The following is a 15950-nucleotide window of genomic DNA, read 5'->3' on the forward strand; positions in this document are numbered from 1 at the left end:
CGTCGACCATGGATCTCGGGCTGAAGGATCGCGTCTACATCGTCACCGGCGGCACCCGCGGGCTCGGCCGGGCCGGTGCCGAGGCGCTCGTCGCCGACGGCGCCCGGCTGGTGCTGGCATCGCGGTCGCAGGAGTCGGTCGACGCCGCGGTGTCCGACCTGGGCGGCGACGGCGTCGCGGCCGGGCTGGCCGCCGACAACGCCGACCCGTCGACCCCGGAGCGGCTGGCCGACCTCGCGCTGGACCGGTTCGGCCGGCTCGACGGCGCCCTCGTCAGCGTCGGCGGGCCGCCCGCCGGTCGCGTGGTCGACCTCGACGACGACCAGTGGCGGGCCGCCTTCGAGAGCGTATTCCTCGGCGCCGTGCGCGTGGCCCGCGTGGTCGCGTCGCGGCTGTCCGGCGGCGGTGCGCTGGCGTTCGTGCTGTCCAGTTCGGTGAAGGCGCCCATCGCCGGGCTCGCCGCGTCCAACGGGCTCCGGCCCGGCCTCGCGATGGTCGTCAAGCAGCTGGCCGACGAGCTGGGGCCCGACGGCGTGCGCACGGTCGGACTGCTGCCCGGCAGCGTCGAGACCGACCGCCTGCGCGAGCTGGCGGCGATGTCCGGCCGCGACCCCGAAGAGGTCAAGGCGGCCGCGTCGAAGACCATCCCGCTGCGCCGCTACGGCCGGCCCGAGGAGTTCGGCCGTGTCGCGGCGTTCGTCCTCTCCCCCGCCGCGTCCTACGTCACCGGCTCCGTCATCGCCGTCGACGGCGGGTCGATCCGCTCGCTCTGATCGCCGCCCCCGCCTCGGAATGATCACGTTCACCACCCGATTCGGTCCCGCACGAGGCCTGCAGACCTCGTGATGCGCGGGTGATCCTCGTGATGCGCGGCCGGACGCGCATCACGAGGTCTCTCCGCGGATCAAGAGGTCTGCAGGCCTCGTGGCGCAGGGAATCGGGTGGTGAACGTGATCATTCCCAGCCGGCCGGTGCGGGAGGGCTCAGGCGGTGCGGGCGGGCGCGTCCTGCAGGGCGAACTGGGTGCGGTAGAGCTCGGCGTAGGTGCCACCGGCGGCGAGCAGCTGCTCGTGCGTGCCGCGCTCGACGATGCGGCCGCCGTCGACGACGAGGATGGTGTCGGCGCCGCGGATGGTCGACAGCCGGTGCGCGATGACCAGTGACGTGCGGCCGGTGAGCGCGGTCTCGAGCGCCCGCTGAACGGCCACCTCGGACTCGGAGTCGAGGTGCGCCGTGGCCTCGTCGAGGACGACCACACGCGGGGCCTTGAGCAGCAGCCGGGCGATGGCCAGCCGCTGCTTCTCGCCGCCGGAGAGCCGGTAGCCGCGGTCGCCGACGACGGTGTCGAGGCCCTCGGGCAGCGACCGGACCAGCGGGGCGATCTGCGCGGCCTGCAGGGCAGCCCACAGCTCGTCGTCGCCGGCTGCGGGGCGGGCGTAGGCGAGGTTGTAGCGGATGGTGTCGTGGAACATGTGCGCGTCCTGGGTGACGACGCCGACGGCCTCGTGCAGCGACTCGAGGGTGACGTCGCGCAGGTTGCGGCCGCCGACCCGGACCACGCCCGCCGTGGGGTCGTAGAGCCGCGACACCAGGTGCGTGATGGTCGACTTGCCGGCGCCCGACGGCCCCACCAGGGCGACCAGCTGGCCCGGCTCGACGTCGAAGGAGACGCCGTTGAGGACGGGTTCGGGCGAGGCCGAGACGGGCCGGGCGACGGACTCGAGCGAGGCGAGCGAGACGTCGTCAGCGCCCGGATAGCCGAACTCGACGTCCTCGAACGCGACCGACAGCTGCTCGTCGCCGGACGGGAGCGGGCGCGCGCCGTCGGTGTCGCGGACCATGGGCGGGAGGTCGAGCACCTCGAAGACCCGCTCGAAGCTGACCAGCGCCGTCATGATGTCGACCTGGACGTTCGAGAGTGCCGTCAGCGGCCCGTAAAGGCGGGTCAGCAGCGCCGCCAGCGCGACCAGCGTGCCGACCTCGAGCGTGCCGCCGATGGCCAGCCAGCCGCCGACGCCGTAGACGACCGCCGTCGCGAGCGAGGCGAGGAACGTCAGCCCGAGGAAGAAGTACCGCGCGTAGAGCGCCTGGACGATGCCGATGTCGCGGACCCGGCCGGCCGCCCCGCCGAACGCGGCGTTCTCGTCCTGGTAGCGGCCGAAGATCTTGACCAGCAGCGCGCCGGAGACGTTGAACCGCTCGGTCATGGTCTGGCTCATGGCGGCGTTGAGCTGCATGGACTCGCGGCTGATGTCGGCCAGTTTGCGGCCGATGAAGCGGGCCGGCAGCAGGAACAGCGGCACCAGCACCAGCACGATGAGGGTGATCTGCCACGACAGCACGAGCATGGCGCCCAGTGCCAGCACCAGCGTCACGAAGTTGCTCACGACCTGCGACAGCGTGCCCGTGAACGCCTGCTGCGCGCCGATGACGTCGCTGTTGAGCCGCGACACCAGCGAACCGGTCTGGGTGCGGGTGAAGAACGCGACCGGCTGGCGCTGCACGTGGTCGAAGACCTGGCGGCGCAGGTCGAAGATGAGGCCCTCGCCCACGCGCGCCGACATCCACCGGCCCAGCAGGCCCAGGATGACGTCGACGACGGCGAGCCCGGCGACCGCCAGGGCCGACCAGACGACCACCGCGCGGTCGCCCGCGCTGACGCCGTCGTCGATGAGGACCTTCAGCAGCAGCGGGACGGCGGCAGCGGAGGCCGCCGCGAGGATGGTGGTGCCGAGGAACACGGCCAGCTGGAAGCGGTAGGGCCGGCCGTAGCCGGCGATGCGCTTGACGGTCCCCCGGGCCAGCCGTTGCTGCTTGACCGACTGGTCGCTGGAGAACGATCTGGAAGCGCGCCAGGCCTGGCCCATTCCCATCGACACCGGCGTCGACCTCCTTCACGTCCGCTGGGTCCATCATGCGACTCAGCGCCGACAACGCCGGGTGCGCAACCGATTCTTCCCGCGTTCGCTCAGAGCATGCAGGGGGCATCGCGGCGCAATGTCACCGGGTATCGTGGCGGCACGAATGGTCACCCACGGTGACCGAATGGCGGTTCTCCGGATCCAATTGGCCAACACCAAGCCGTCACGCACCGTGACAGAACGAACTCCCGGACTGGCATGAACTGCCTTCACGTCACTCTCAGTGAAAGCGCGCCGATATCGCGAGCAATGACTCGGACCAAGATCAACAGTGCGGAGTGCGACCGCTTGACGGCTGCCCGATATGTCAGGCTCGCCCGATCGGCTGTACCGGCCGCGACCGTGGTCGACAGATGAGTGAAGGCCCCTCGGGTTCGAGTACGACGACTCGAGTAACCGCCGAACGATGCACCGGTCAGGGACTCGGTGGATCGCCGCCGCATCGCCTGGTGAGGCGTGCGCGCCGGGGACCGCGCCATGGGTGACGAAGCGTTTCTCGGGGTGATCGAGCTGCTGGAGGCCACCCTCCTCCGGCATCTCGACCAACTAGGGGCTGGTTCAGACCTGCTTCTTGGCCTTGCCTCGTGTGGCCCCTCCACGCCCTCGTAGGTTGACACCGGACTCCGACAGAACCCGGTGGACGAACCCGTAGGAACGCCCGGTTTCGGTGGCGAGCTCGCGGATGCTCCGACCACCTTCGTACTTCTTCTTCAGGTCAGAGGCGAGCTTGTCACGCTGCCCCCCACTGATCCGCGCGCCTTTTACCAACTTCTCGGCCACGCGTCCTCCCGTTTCGTTGTCCTGCATGACAGATGACAATGATCCGCTTCATTGCGCATTTTCGCCACTCGAAGCCCCGATCGTGCTCCGGGGAACGAAAAAGACGCAGCGTGGATGGACCTCTCCTATGCGAGTGAGACGAGCTCCGCATAGTCGGGGTTCCACAGATCTTCGACTCCGTCGGGGAGCAGCACGACCCGCTCGGGGTTCAGCGCCTCGACGGCGCCCTCGTCATGGGTCACCAGGACGATCGCGCCGGCGAACGAGCGCAGCGCACCCAGCACCTCCTCGCGGGAGGCGGGGTCGAGGTTGTTGGTCGGCTCGTCGAGCAGCAGCACGTTGGCGCTGGACACGACCAGCGAGGCCAGCGCCAGCCGGGTCTTCTCGCCGCCGGACAGCACGGCGGCCGGCTTGTCGACGGCGTCGCCGGAGAACAGGAACGAGCCGAGCACGCGGCGCGCCTCGAGCTCCGGGAGGTCCGGCGCCGAGCTGCGCAGGTTCTCGAGGACCGTCCGCGAGGTGTCGAGCGTCTCGTGCTCCTGCGCGTAGTAGCCCAGGCGCAGGCCGTGGCCGGGCTCGACGGCGCCGGTGTCGGCCGCCTCGACGCCCGCGAGCAGCCGCAGCAGCGTCGTCTTGCCGGCACCGTTGAGGCCCAGGATGACGACCCGGCTGCCGCGGTCGATGGCGAGGTCGACGTCGGTGAAGACCTCGAGCGATCCGTACGACTTCGACAGTCCGCTGGCCGTGAGCGGCGTCTTGCCGCACGGCGCGGGGTCGGGGAAGCGCAGCTTGGCGACCTTGTCCGACCGGCGCGACTCCTCGAGCCCCGACAGCAGCCGCTGGGCGCGACGGTCCATGTTCTGCGCCGCGGTGGCCTTCGTGGCCTTGTAGCGCATGCGGTCGGCCTGCGCCTTGAGGGCGGCGGCCTTCTTCTCGGCGTTGGCCCGCTCGCGGTGCCGCCGTCGCTCGTCGGTCTCGCGCTGGGCGAGGTACGCCGTCCAGCCGATGTTGTAGACGTCGAGGGCGGCGCGGTTGGCGTCGAGGTGGAAGACGCGGTTGACCGTCTTGTCGAGCAGCGCGACGTCGTGGCTGATGACCACCAGGCCGCCCTTGTAGGCCCGCAGGAAGTCGCGCAGCCACACGATGGAGTCGGCGTCGAGGTGGTTGGTCGGCTCGTCCAGGAGCAGCGTCTCGGCGTCGGAGAACAGGATGCGGGCCAGCTCGACGCGGCGGCGCTGACCGCCCGAGAGCGTCTTCAGCGGCTGCGTGAGCACGCGGTCGGCCAGTCCGAGGCTGGCGGCGATGGTGGCGGCCTCGGACTCGACGGCGTACCCGCCGGCGGCCAGGAACTCGGCCTCGAGCCGGGCGTAGCGGCGCATGCCGCGCTCGTGCTCGTCCTGGTCGCTGGAGGCCATCTGCTTCTCGGCCTTGCGCATGCCGGCGACGACGACGTCGAGCCCGCGGGCGCCCAGGATGCGGTCGCGGGCGACGACCTCGGGGTCGCCGGCGCGGGGGTCCTGCGGGAGGTAGCCGATGGGGCCCGTGCGCACGACGGAGCCGGAGGCGGGCTGGCCCTCGTCGGCCAGGATGCGGGTGAGCGTGGTCTTGCCGGCGCCGTTGCGGCCCACCAGCCCGACCTTGTCGCCCGGGCCGATGCGGAAACTGGCGTCTTCGAGAAGTACCTGCGCGCCTGCACGCACTTCGAGCTGATGAGCGGTGATCATGTCAGGGTGAACTCTCCGTGGCCTCGTGTGGGGTTGGGTGACCGGCGCAGCACGATCAGTCCGCCACGGGCATCATGGTGAGCAGTCTACGCGGGAGGTGAATCGGCCATGAAGTTCAACCGGCGGGCACGCCTGGACTCTTCCCAGGTGTCCGACCAGCGTGGCCGGCGCCCGGCCGGCCGCACAGCGGCGGCCGGTGGCGGCATCGGCGTGGTGATCATCGCGCTGATCGCGCTTCTCACCGGGAACAACCCGGCCGACCTCCTGGGCGGCGACGACGGCGGTGCGTCCGGCGTCCAGGCCGAGCCCGGCTCCGAGGGCGAGCTCGAGCGCGAGTGCCAGACGGTCGCCGACATCGACCAGAACGCCGACTGCCGCTTCGTGCTCTACGTCAACTCCGCCCAGGCGTTCTGGGAGGACTACTTCGCCGCGGCCGGCGAGCAGTACACCCCGGCCACCACGACGTTCTTCACCTCGTCCGTCACCACCCGGTGCGGCACGGCGTCGTCGCAGGTGGGGCCGTTCTACTGCCCCGGCGACCAGAACGTCTACCTCGACCTCGGGTTCTTCGACCAGCTGCGCACCACCTACGGCGGCCCCAGCGGCCAGTTCGCCGAGGCGTACGTCCTGGCCCACGAGTACGGCCACCACATCCAGAACCTCACCGGCCAGATGCAGCGCGTCCGCACCCAGTCCGGGCCGACGTCCGACGCCGTCCGGCTCGAGCTGCAGGCCGACTGCTACGCCGGCATGTGGGCGCACCACGCCACCACGGCCGAAGACGGCTCCGGCCAGCCGCTGATCACCGAGCTGACGCAGCAGGACATCTCCGACGCCCTGTCCGCCGCCAACACCGTCGGCGACGACTACATCCAAGAGCGCTTCCAGGGCACCGTCACGCCGGAGTCGTGGACGCACGGGTCCAGCGAGCAGCGGCAGCGCTGGTTCACCACGGGCCTCAAGACCGGCGACATCGCGGCCTGCGACACCTTCGCCGCGTCGTCCCTGTGATAGAGGTCCAGGAGGTCAGCCATCGGTACGGCGACCGGACCGTCCTGCGCGACGTGTCCGTGACGCTGACCGAGCAGCGGGTCGGGGTCATCGGCGCCAACGGGTCGGGCAAGTCGACGTTCGCGCGCCTGCTGAACGGGCTGGTCCTGCCGACGACGGGGTCCGTAACGGTCGACGGGCTGTCGACCCGGGGCCGGTCGGGCGCGGAGGTGCGACGCTCGGTGGGCTTCGTGTTCACCGACCCCGACGCGCAGATCCTCATGCCCACGGTCGCCGAGGACGTCGCGTTCGGATTGCGCGACCTGCCGCGTGCGGTCGTGTCCGAGCGCGTCGCCGAGGCGCTGTCGTCGTTCGGGCTGGCCGGGCACGCCGACCATCCGGCGCACCTGCTGTCCGGCGGCCAGAAGCAGCTGCTGGCGCTGTGTTCGGTGCTGGTGACGGAGCCGAAGGTCCTGGTCTGCGACGAGCCGACGACGCTGCTGGACCTGCGCAACACCCGGCGCGTGCTGGCGTTGCTGGCGGAGTTGCCGCAGCGGGTGGTGCTGGTGACGCACGACTTGGACGCGGTGCTCGCCATGGACCGTGTCCTGGTCTTCGACGACGGTCGCCTGGTGTTCGACGGGTTGCCCGCCGAAGCCGTGGCGTTCTACGTGGACCTCAGTTCGTCGGAGTGATGAGGTGGGCTCCCCGTCCCCCTGCTGCCCAGTGTCTTAGCCGCGCAACCGCGCCTCAAGTCCGACGATGGAGGCGCTTCGCGCCGGAGAGACGGACTTGACCCGCGGTTCCGCGGCCAAGAACTGGCAGCTATCAGAGGGATGGGGAGACCCTGGGCACGCCTCGCCCTTCCATGCCCGTTTCGTCCGGTTCGCCGGGGTATGGACAGTGATGATCATCAAGGATCGCGTACATCACGAGGATTACCCGAGCCCCAACACGATTGCAGGCGTCTTGAGGCTCGGGTAATCGTGGTGGGCGGCCCAGCCAACGCGCCCGAAATCCCGCATCGTGGGATGGTGCAGGCCCGCCGACCACTCACCCGTCGCCAGACTCCCCCCGTCCCCCTGATAGCTGCCCGTTCTTAGGCCGCGGGGACCCGGGTCAAGTCGAAGCCCCGGAAGCCACAGCGAAAGCCGACCACAGAGGGCGCGGACTTGAGGCGGGTCCCCGCGGCTTAAGAGAATGGGCAGCAGGGGGGGCGGGGCCACCCAACCCAACCCCACGACCCGACGAGACGGTCAGCCGAAGTCGACCGGATCGATCCGCACGCGTACCGACCCACCGGTGCGGCGAGCCGACCGTACGCCGGCCGCCGACCGCAAGGCCGCGGCCAGTGCCGTCCCCGCACCACGGGGCGCGCGGATCATCGCCCGAGCGCCGCCGTCCTCGACCGGCACGGGTCCGATGACCTCGGCCTCCCCCGGCAACTGAGCGTGCATGAGCAGGTCGTCGACGTCGGCGGCGGCGCCCGTCAGCTCGGCGACCCGGGCGGCGGGCGGCAGGTGCAAGGACGCGCGCTCGGCCAGCTCGCGCGAGGCGAAGCCGGCCGGGTCCCAGCGGACCAGTGCCTGGACCGCGGGCGCCGAGGAGTCGGCGACCACCACGATCTCGCCGCCCATGGTGCCCGGCCGGACCAGCGCGGCCGCCCGCAGCCAGCGGCGCAGTGACTCTTCGGCCGCGCGCAGGCTCGGCCGGGCCAGTAGCGCCGTGCCGTCGAGCAGCAGCGCGGCGGTGTACCCGCCGGACGCGACCGGCTCGGCCCCGGGCGTCGCCACCACGAGCGCCGGCTCGGCGTCGACCGTGGAGCGGACGGCGTCGCCGCGCGAGAGCAGCACGGGGACGCCGGGGAACGCCCGGCCCAGCTCCTCGGCCGTGCGCCGCACACCCACCACCGTCGCCCGCAGCCCTCCGTGCCCGCACGTCTCGCAGCGCCACGACGGGTACGCCGTCGCACACCAGGCGCACCGCGGCGGCTGGTCGGCCTGGCCCAGCACCAGCGGCCCGGAGCAGGCCGCACAGCGCGCCGGCGTGCGGCAGCGACCGCAGGCCACGCCGGGGAGGTAGCCGGCCCGCGGCACCTGCACCAGCACCGGCCCGCGAGCCAGGCCCGCACGCGCCGTGCGCCAGGCCAGCGACGGCAGCCGCGCGCTCCTGGCCGCCGCGTCGCGGACCTGCTCGTGGTCGTCGCCGCTGGAGTGGATGCGCGGCGCCGCGGAGCGCACGGCCGGCCGCGGCGGGGTCACGGCCCGCGCCCAGCCGGTGGTCAGCAGCTGCTCCGCCTCGGCCGTGCGCGCGAACCCGCCGACGACAGCGGCAGCCCCGGCCTGGTGGGCGCGCAGCAGCAGCACTTCGCGGGTGTGCGGGTACGGCGCGCGCGGCTCGGCATGGAGGTCGTCGCCGTCGTCCCAGACGACGACCAGCCCGAGGTCGTGCACCGGCGCGAACGCGGCCGACCGCGTCCCCACGACGGCCCGCACCGCACCCCGTCGGACCGCCAGCCAGCGCTTGTACCGTGTGGACGGCCCTGCGTCGGCCTCGAGCTCGACGTGCTGTCCCGCGCCCAGCAGCGCCGTCATCGCCCCCGACACCAGCGCGACGTCGCGGCCGTCGGGCACCACCACCAGCGCGCCCCGTCCGCCCGACAGCGTCGCCGCGACCAGCCGGGCGACGAGGTCGGGCCAGTCGGCGGCCGGGCCGGGGTTCCAGACGGCGCGCGGCGCTCCCCCGGCGGCCAGCGCGTCGAGCAGCGCGGCGCCCGCGTCGTGGTCGGCCCAGCCGCCGGGGTCGGGCTTGGCCGGCGGGACCGGCGCATCGGGCGACGCGGCCTTCTCGGCGGTGGCGTGCCGCGGCGGGACGGCCAGCCGGAGCACGTCGGAGACGGTGCCGGCGTAGCGGTCGGCGACGGCGCGCGCGAGGGCGGCGATCTCGGGGGCCAGCACCGGCTCCGGCGACACCACCCGGCGCAGCCGCGCCAGCTTGCCATCGTGGTCGCTGTCGTCGCCGCGCGCGATGATGAAGCCGTCGTGGTCGGTGCCCGCGAACCGCACCGACACCCGAGCGCCCACGACGGCGTCGTCGGCCATGGACGCCGGGACGAGGTAGTCGAACGGCCGGTCGAGGTGCGGCAGCCCGACGTCGACCAGCACGCGGGCCACCGGCCGCTCCTCCGCGACCGGCTCGGGCTCGCGGGTGCGGAACCGGCGCCGGCCGGGGGCGGCGACCAGCGCCAGCTGGTCGGGCTCGGCCGGCTCGGATGCGCTCACAGACCCGTTCTACCGCACCCGCGGACCCGTCTCATGATTGTCCACAGGCTCAGCCCCGGACAGGCGTGGTTGTGCACAACCCGGCCTCGAGCAGCTCGTCGACCGCGGCCGACAGCTGCTCGTTGCGCGCCAGCAGGTCCTCGACGGTGATCGTGACGCTGACCTGCCGCTCGCCGTCGGGCGAGGAGAACGCGGACGTGACGAACCCGAGCGTGCTGCCGGTGTGGCCGTAGGCGACGCCGCCGTCGATCCGCGGGCAGTCGGCCGGCAGCGCCTCGGTCCCCAGCCCGTACTCGCCGCCCGACTCCGGCGTCAGCGCCTGTGCCTGCGCCACCAGCTCGGCCGGCAGCAGCGTGCCGTCGTACATGGCCCGGAAGAACGCGTTCACGTCTGCCGTCGTCGACACCACCGCGCCGGCCGCCCACAACAGCGTCGGCGAGATCCGGGTGGTGTCGAGCAGCGGCCGGTCCGGGTCGCCGGTGGCGAGGTACGCGCGCGGGTGCTCACCCCGGATCGACGTGCTGTACCGCGGGATGTCGGTGTCGTCGAGACCGGCCGGCTCGAACACCCGCCGCTCCAGCTCGTCCTCGACGGAGTTGCCGGTGATCTCCTCGACCAGCAGGCCGGCGACGTAGAAGGCGGTGTTCGAATAGGTCCAGGACGTGCCGGGCGTGAAGTCGAGCGGGCGCACCGTCGCCATCCCGATCAGGCCCTCGGGCCGGTAGTAGCGCAGCCGGTTCCGCTCGGCGTCCGCCGGCGAGCCCTCGAACAACGACGGGAACAGGTCGGGGAAGTAGTCGGGCACGCCCGACGCGTGGCTGAGCAGCTGGCGGACGGTGATCGGCGTGTCGTACGGCAGCACTCCGGGCAGGTGCTCGGCGACGGTGTCGTCGAGGCCCAGCCGGCCCTCGTCGACGAGCTGGAGCACAACGGTGACCAGCATGCTCTTCGTGACGCTGCCGATGCGGACCCGGTCGGTCGGCTCGACCGGCTCCGGGCGCCGGTCGAGTGGGTCACGATCACCCGCCGCGGCGGACCAGACCTCGTCGCCGTCGCGGACCTCGACGACGGTGCCCGGCGCACCGGCGGCATCCACGGCCTCGAGGGCGCGTTCCAGCGCCGGCACGTCGAGTCCGGTGGCGACGGCGTCGCCCGACGCAGTCGGCAGGGCCGCGGCTGACAGGACGGAGACGGACAGGACGGAGGCGGACAGGACCGTGATCGGCAGGAGTCGGCGCATGCCTCCACGCTAGGAACGCGCCACCGCGTTCTCCTGGCACTCCAGGACGATCCGCGCAGGTGCCGGCCCTTAGGGCATCGTCCCGATCAGCCCCGGACGATCTCCAGCTCGCCCAGGACGTCCACCCCGGCGGAACGGGCAGCCGGCGCCGTCGTCGATCCGCAGAGTCCCGCGACGAGCAGCTCGTTCAGGGCGAGTGCCCGCTCCTCGGACGGGGCCAGCTGGTCGTCGATGCTGAGCACGACGCTGACCTGGCGCTCGCCGTCGGGCGAGGAGAACGCGTACGTCGAGTGCCCGAACGTGCCGCCGGTGTGGCCGAAGGCCAGGCCGCCGTCGCCGATCGGCTCGCACGGCGCCGCCACCGCCTGGATGCCCAGCCCGTAGGTCCCCTCGGACTGCGGGGTCAGGGTGCGGGCCTCGGCCAGCAGGCCCTCGGGCAGCAGCGTGCCGTCGAACATCGCCCGGAAGAACCGGTTGGTGTCCGCCGTCGTCGACACCACCGCGCCCGCCGCCCAGAACTGCGACGCCGACATCTGCGTCGTCTCGACGTAGGGCTCGGCGGGGTCGCCGGTGGCGAAGAACCCGTCGGGGTGCTCGCCCGGCCAGCGGGTGCCGTGCCGCGGGAACGTCGTGTCCGTCAGCCCGGCCGGCTCGAACACGCGCCGCTCCAGCTCGTCCTCGATCGGCTGCCCGGTGAGCTCCTCGACCAGCAGGCCGATGACGGCGTACCCGGTGTTGGAGTACCAGTAGTGCGCGCCGGGGGCGAAGTCGAGCGGCCCGCGCGTCGCGAACTCGACCAGCGCCGGCGGCCGGAAGTAGGCGTGCTGGTTGCGGACCAGGTCCTCGGCCGAGCCCTGCGCCAGCGACGGGTACAGCAGCGGGAAGTGGTTCGGCACCCCCGACGTGTGGCCGAGCAGTTGGCGGACGGTGATCGGCTCGTCGTACGGCAGCACACCGGGCAGGTGGTCGGCGACGGCGTCGTCGAGACTCAGGCGGCCTTCGGCGACCAGCTGCAGCACCACGGTGACGATCATGCTCTTGGTCACGCTGCCGACGCGGACGAGGTCGGTGGGCTCGGCCGGGTCGTCGTGCGGCGCGGGTGCGAACGGGTCGCGGTCGCCGGTCGCGGCCGACCACACCTGCTCGCCGTCGCGGACCTCGACGACGACGGCCTGCGGCCCGGCGGCGCCCAGCGCCGCCAGAGACTCCTCCAGCCACGCGACGTCGAGGTCGCCGTCGACAGCGGCGGACATGGCACTGCCCGCCGCGGCCGGTGTGGCCGCGACGGGCAGGACGAGTGCTGCGGACAGGGCGGAAAGCGTCTTCAGTCGGCGCATGGACCCACGCTACGGACGCCCCACCGCGTCCCCGTCGCACTCCAGGACGATCTGCGCCTCCCCCGCAGGGACGATCAGCCGGCGGCCGCCCGCAGCGCGTCGACGCGGTCGGTGCGCTCCCAGGTGAAGTCCGGCAGCTCGCGGCCGAAGTGGCCGTAGGCGGCGGTCTGCGCGTAGATGGGCCGCTTGAGGTCGAGGTCGCGGATGATCGCCGCCGGCCGCAGGTCGAACACCTGCTTGACGGCGTCGGCGATGCGGTCGACCGGGACGGTCTCGGTGCCGAAGCTCTCGAGGAACAGGCCCACCGGCTCGGCCTTGCCGATGGCGTAGGCGACCTGCACCTCGCACCGCTTGGCCAGCCCCGCCGCGACGACGTTCTTCGCCACCCAGCGCATGGCGTAGGCGCCCGAGCGGTCGACCTTGGACGGGTCCTTGCCGCTGAACGCGCCGCCACCGTGGCGGGCCATGCCGCCGTAGGTGTCGATGATGATCTTCCGTCCGGTGAGGCCGGCGTCGCCCATGGGTCCGCCGATCTCGAACCGGCCGGTCGGGTTGACCAGCAGCCGGAAGTCGTGGTCGTCGAGCTCGAACGACTCGAGGACCGGCTTCACGACCTGGTTGGCGATGTCCGGCGTCAGCAGCTGCTCGAGGTCGATGTTCGCCGCGTGCTGCGTCGACACCACCACGGTGTCGAGGCGGACCGGGCGGTCGCCGTCGTACTCGATGGTCACCTGCGTCTTGCCGTCGGGCCGTAGGTACGGCACCGCACCCGAGCGGCGCACCTCGGACAGCCGCTGCGCCAGCCGGTGCGCGACGATGATCGGCAACGGCATCAGCTCGGGCGTCTCGTCGCTCGCGTAGCCGAACATCAGCCCCTGGTCGCCCGCCCCCTGCAGGTCCAGCGGGTCGAGGTCGCCCTCGACGCGATGCTCGTACGCGGAGTCCACACCCTGCGCGATGTCCTGCGACTGCGACCCGATGGACACCGACACGCCACACGAGTAGCCGTCGAAGCCCTTCGTGGACGAGTCGTAGCCGATGCCGAGGATGGTCTCGCGGACGATGCCCGGGATGTCGGCATAGCCCTGCGTGGTCACCTCGCCGGCCACGTGGACCAGGCCGGTGGTGACCATGGACTCGACGGCGACCCGGCTGTTCGGGTCGTCCTTCAGCAGCGCGTCGAGCACGGCGTCACTGATCTGGTCGCAGATCTTGTCTGGATGACCCTCGGTGACGGATTCGGATGTGAACAGACGTAGAGACAACGCAAGCCCCCTCTTGGCGCGGACTACAGTCCGGGAAGCCTCACTGTAGGGGATGAGGTTCTCTCGCGCGCGCGAGAGACCGCATCGTGGACGGTTTTTGGCCGCATGTTGAGACGAGAGTCGGCTCGGAGAGCGGTTCGCCGAAGTTTGCCACGTTTGGCCGGCGAAAGCCGACCCCGCACCCCACGCCTCGCCTCGCCCCGCCTCGCCCCGCCCCGGAATGATCACGTTCACTACGGAATTCCCTGCTGAACCAGGCCTGCAGCCCTCGTGACGCGCGCGAACGCCTCGTGACGTGCACGGCAAGCGCTTGCCAGCCGCGACGACGGGCCATCACCAGGATTACCCGACCCTCAACACGTCTACAGGCGTGGTGCGACACGGAATTCCGTGGTGAACGTGATCATTCCGAGAGGGCCTGCTCGACCGGCACAGAGTTGGTAACTTGGTCACATCTTTCTGTTCATTTGAACACAACCGTGGGCTAGTCTGAACTCCGTCAGTGCGCGACGACGAAAGGTTCCCCGTGCCACTCAGGTCCCTGTCCCTCCAGCTGTACAGCGTCCGCCACGCCCTCGACGAGGACGTCGCCCGCACCATCGAGCGGGTCGCGGGCATCGGGTACACGCAGGTGGAGGCGTCCTACAAGCTGATGTCCGCCGGCCCTGAGACGCTGGACGCGCTCCGCGCCAACGGCCTGACGGCGCCGACCATGACGTCGCCGCTGTTCGACGTCGACCTCGACGACGTGTTCGCGAAGGCGACCGAGCTGGGCGCGTCGGCGGTCATCGAGTCGTACCTGCCGGAGCCGTACTGGACCTCGCTGGACGACATCGTCGCGACGGCCGACCGCCTGAACAACGCGGCCGCGAAGGCCGCGGACCACGGGCTGCGTGTCGGCTACCACAACCACTGGTGGGAGATCGACCAGTCGTTCGAGGACGGCCTGACGGCGCTCGAGAGCCTCGAGGCGCGCCTCGACCCGCGCATCGTGTTCGAGCTGGACGCGTACTGGGTGGCCGTCGGCGGGCAGGACGTCCCCGCCTACGTCGCGAAGCTCGCCCAGCGCGTCGCGTTCCTGCACCTCAAGGACGGCCCGGTCAACCGCAACAACATCGAGCAGCAGCCGGCCGGCAAGGGCACGCTGCCCTGGACCGACATCCTCGCCGCCGCGCCGAACCTGGAGGCGGGCGCCGTCGAGTTCGACGAGTACGACGGAGACATCTTCGACGCCATCGCGGCCAGCCACGCCTACCTGAACCCGCAGGTCCAGGCATGAGCCGGGCGGGCGTCGGCGTCATCGGCGCGGGCACCATCAGCAACCAGTACCTGCAGCACCTGACCAGTTTCCCCGACCTCGACGTCCGCATCGTCGGCGACCTGCTCGAGGACAAGGCGAAGGAGCAGGCGACGGCGTTCGGCGTGCCGCGCGCGGGCAGCCCGGCCGACGTGCTCGCGGACCCCGACGTCGAGATCGTCGTCAACCTCACGATCCCGGCCGCGCACGCCGAGGTCTCGCTGGCGGCGCTCGAGGCGGGCAAGCACGTGTGGACGGAGAAGCCGTTCGCCCTGGACCTGGCAACGGCCCGCACGCTCCTCGACACGGCGAACACCGCGGGCCTGCGCATCGGCAGCGCCCCCGACACGTTCCTCGGCGCCGGCCTGCAGACCGCCCGCCGCATGATCGAGCGCGGCGACATCGGCGTGCCGCTCGGCGGGCTCACGCTGTTCGAGGTCCCCGGCCCGGTCGACGACCACAAGAACCTCGAGGTGCTGCTCTCGACCGGTGCCGGCCCGCTGTGGGACATGGGCCCGTACTACCTGACGGCGCTGGTCCAGAGCCTGGGCCCGGTCGCGTCGGTCGTCGGCATGGGCCGCATCGCCCGCCCGGTCCGCACCCTGCTGGTCGGCCCGAAGACCGGCCAGGAGTTCGCCGTCCAGGTCCCCACGCACGTCAGCCTGCTCGCCGAGTTCGAGTCCGGCGCGACATCGACGACGGTGCTCAGCTGGGACTCCCCGCACCGCCGCGTCGGCCACGTCGAGATCGTCGGCACCGAGGCGACGCTCTCCATCCCCGACCCCAACCACTTCGACGGCGCGCTGGCGATCCGCCGCAAGGGCGACGACGAGTGGACGACGGTGGCAGCCGAGGGTCCCGTGGCGGGTCGCGGCCTCGGCGCGCTCGACCTGATCCGATCGGCCCGGGCCGGCGTGCCGCACCGCGCGTCGGGCGAGCTGGCGTACCACGTCACCGACGTCATGGCGGCGGCGACGGAGTCGATCGAGCAGGGCGTCCGGGTCGCCGTCGACAGCACCGTCGAGTCGGCCCCCGCGTTCGGCGAGGACTGGGACCCCTACGCCGCGACCCTCTGATCCCCGACAGACGCGACGGCGCTCGACCCCACCTGCCGG

12 protein-coding genes are annotated in these 15950 nt (G+C 71.9%); 5 read left to right on the forward strand and 7 right to left on the reverse strand.

The window, feature by feature from the left end; translation table 11 throughout:
• Positions 1-8: 8 nt before the first annotated feature.
• The gene (locus tag HD601_RS20100; RefSeq protein WP_184824852.1) at positions 9-773 is read left to right on the forward strand and encodes an SDR family oxidoreductase; all 765 of its coding nucleotides are present in this window, start codon (positions 9-11) and stop codon (positions 771-773) included.
• A 210-nt stretch (positions 774-983) separates the two neighbouring features.
• Here the strand turns inward: HD601_RS20100 and HD601_RS20105 are convergent, their stop codons facing one another.
• From HD601_RS20105 to abc-f, 3 genes are all read right to left on the reverse strand, one after another.
• Entirely contained in the window at positions 984-2873 is a 1890-nt protein-coding gene (locus tag HD601_RS20105; protein ID WP_184830078.1) for an ABC transporter ATP-binding protein, read from the reverse strand.
• Positions 2874-3479: 606 nt separating this feature from the next.
• Positions 3480-3701 carry a helix-turn-helix domain-containing protein gene (locus HD601_RS20110; protein ID WP_184830079.1) on the reverse strand — a complete coding sequence of 74 codons (222 nt, stop codon included), beginning with the start codon at positions 3699-3701 and terminating at the stop codon, positions 3480-3482.
• A gap of 125 nt (positions 3702-3826) precedes the next feature.
• On the reverse strand, positions 3827-5425 hold the full coding sequence (abc-f, locus tag HD601_RS20115) for a ribosomal protection-like ABC-F family protein (RefSeq protein WP_184824854.1): 1599 nt from the start codon (positions 5423-5425) through the stop codon (positions 3827-3829).
• A gap of 108 nt (positions 5426-5533) precedes the next feature.
• On the opposite strand from abc-f, the gene ypfJ reads away from it, so the two are divergent.
• Positions 5534-6436 carry a KPN_02809 family neutral zinc metallopeptidase gene (ypfJ, locus tag HD601_RS20120; RefSeq protein WP_184824856.1) on the forward strand — a complete coding sequence of 301 codons (903 nt, stop codon included), beginning with the start codon at positions 5534-5536 and terminating at the stop codon, positions 6434-6436.
• Positions 6433-7110, forward strand: coding sequence for an ATP-binding cassette domain-containing protein (locus HD601_RS20125; protein ID WP_184824858.1), 678 nt, complete (start codon positions 6433-6435; stop codon positions 7108-7110). The genes ypfJ and HD601_RS20125 overlap by 4 nt, the downstream gene beginning before the upstream one ends.
• A 561-nt stretch (positions 7111-7671) precedes the next feature.
• Here the strand turns inward: HD601_RS20125 and HD601_RS34945 are convergent.
• The 4 genes from HD601_RS34945 to metK all read right to left on the reverse strand — a co-directional run bounded on the left by HD601_RS34945 (position 7672) and on the right by metK (position 13538).
• Positions 7672-9696, reverse strand: coding sequence for a primosomal protein N' family DNA-binding protein (locus HD601_RS34945; RefSeq protein WP_184824860.1), 2025 nt, complete (start codon positions 9694-9696; stop codon positions 7672-7674).
• A 49-nt stretch (positions 9697-9745) separates the two neighbouring features.
• Positions 9746-10936: a serine hydrolase domain-containing protein gene (locus tag HD601_RS20135; protein WP_184824862.1), complete on the reverse strand. Its 1191-nt coding sequence runs from the start codon at positions 10934-10936 to the stop codon at positions 9746-9748.
• An 86-nt stretch (positions 10937-11022) separates the two neighbouring features.
• The gene (locus HD601_RS20140; protein ID WP_184824864.1) at positions 11023-12273 is read right to left on the reverse strand and encodes a serine hydrolase domain-containing protein; all 1251 of its coding nucleotides are present in this window, start codon (positions 12271-12273) and stop codon (positions 11023-11025) included.
• A gap of 74 nt (positions 12274-12347) precedes the next feature.
• On the reverse strand, positions 12348-13538 hold the full coding sequence (gene metK / locus HD601_RS20145; protein WP_184824865.1) for a methionine adenosyltransferase: 1191 nt from the start codon (positions 13536-13538) through the stop codon (positions 12348-12350).
• A 526-nt stretch (positions 13539-14064) separates the two neighbouring features.
• Here metK and HD601_RS20150 point away from each other — a divergent pair.
• Positions 14065-14817 (forward strand): TIM barrel protein, encoded by a 753-nt coding sequence (locus HD601_RS20150; RefSeq protein WP_184824867.1) that lies wholly within the window; start codon positions 14065-14067, stop codon positions 14815-14817.
• Positions 14814-15911: a Gfo/Idh/MocA family protein gene (locus HD601_RS20155; protein WP_184824869.1), complete on the forward strand. Its 1098-nt coding sequence runs from the start codon at positions 14814-14816 to the stop codon at positions 15909-15911. Before HD601_RS20150 ends, HD601_RS20155 begins: the two co-directional genes overlap by 4 nt.
• Positions 15912-15950: the final 39 nt, after the last annotated feature.

This window comes from Jiangella mangrovi (assembly GCF_014204975.1).
Taxonomy (GTDB): domain Bacteria; phylum Actinomycetota; class Actinomycetes; order Jiangellales; family Jiangellaceae; genus Jiangella; species Jiangella mangrovi.

Coding starts and splice junctions, on each gene's coding strand:
- HD601_RS20105 (WP_184830078.1), bottom strand. CDS start 2,873: ATGGGAATGGGCCAGGCCTGGCGCGCTTCCAGATCGTTCTCCAGCGAC.
- HD601_RS20140 (WP_184824864.1), bottom strand. CDS start 12,273: ATGCGCCGACTGAAGACGCTTTCCGCCCTGTCCGCAGCACTCGTCCTG.
- HD601_RS20135 (WP_184824862.1), bottom strand. CDS start 10,936: ATGCGCCGACTCCTGCCGATCACGGTCCTGTCCGCCTCCGTCCTGTCC.
- ypfJ (WP_184824856.1), top strand. CDS start 5,534: ATGAAGTTCAACCGGCGGGCACGCCTGGACTCTTCCCAGGTGTCCGAC.
- HD601_RS20100 (WP_184824852.1), top strand. CDS start 9: ATGGATCTCGGGCTGAAGGATCGCGTCTACATCGTCACCGGCGGCACC.
- HD601_RS20155 (WP_184824869.1), top strand. CDS start 14,814: ATGAGCCGGGCGGGCGTCGGCGTCATCGGCGCGGGCACCATCAGCAAC.
- abc-f (WP_184824854.1), bottom strand. CDS start 5,425: ATGATCACCGCTCATCAGCTCGAAGTGCGTGCAGGCGCGCAGGTACTT.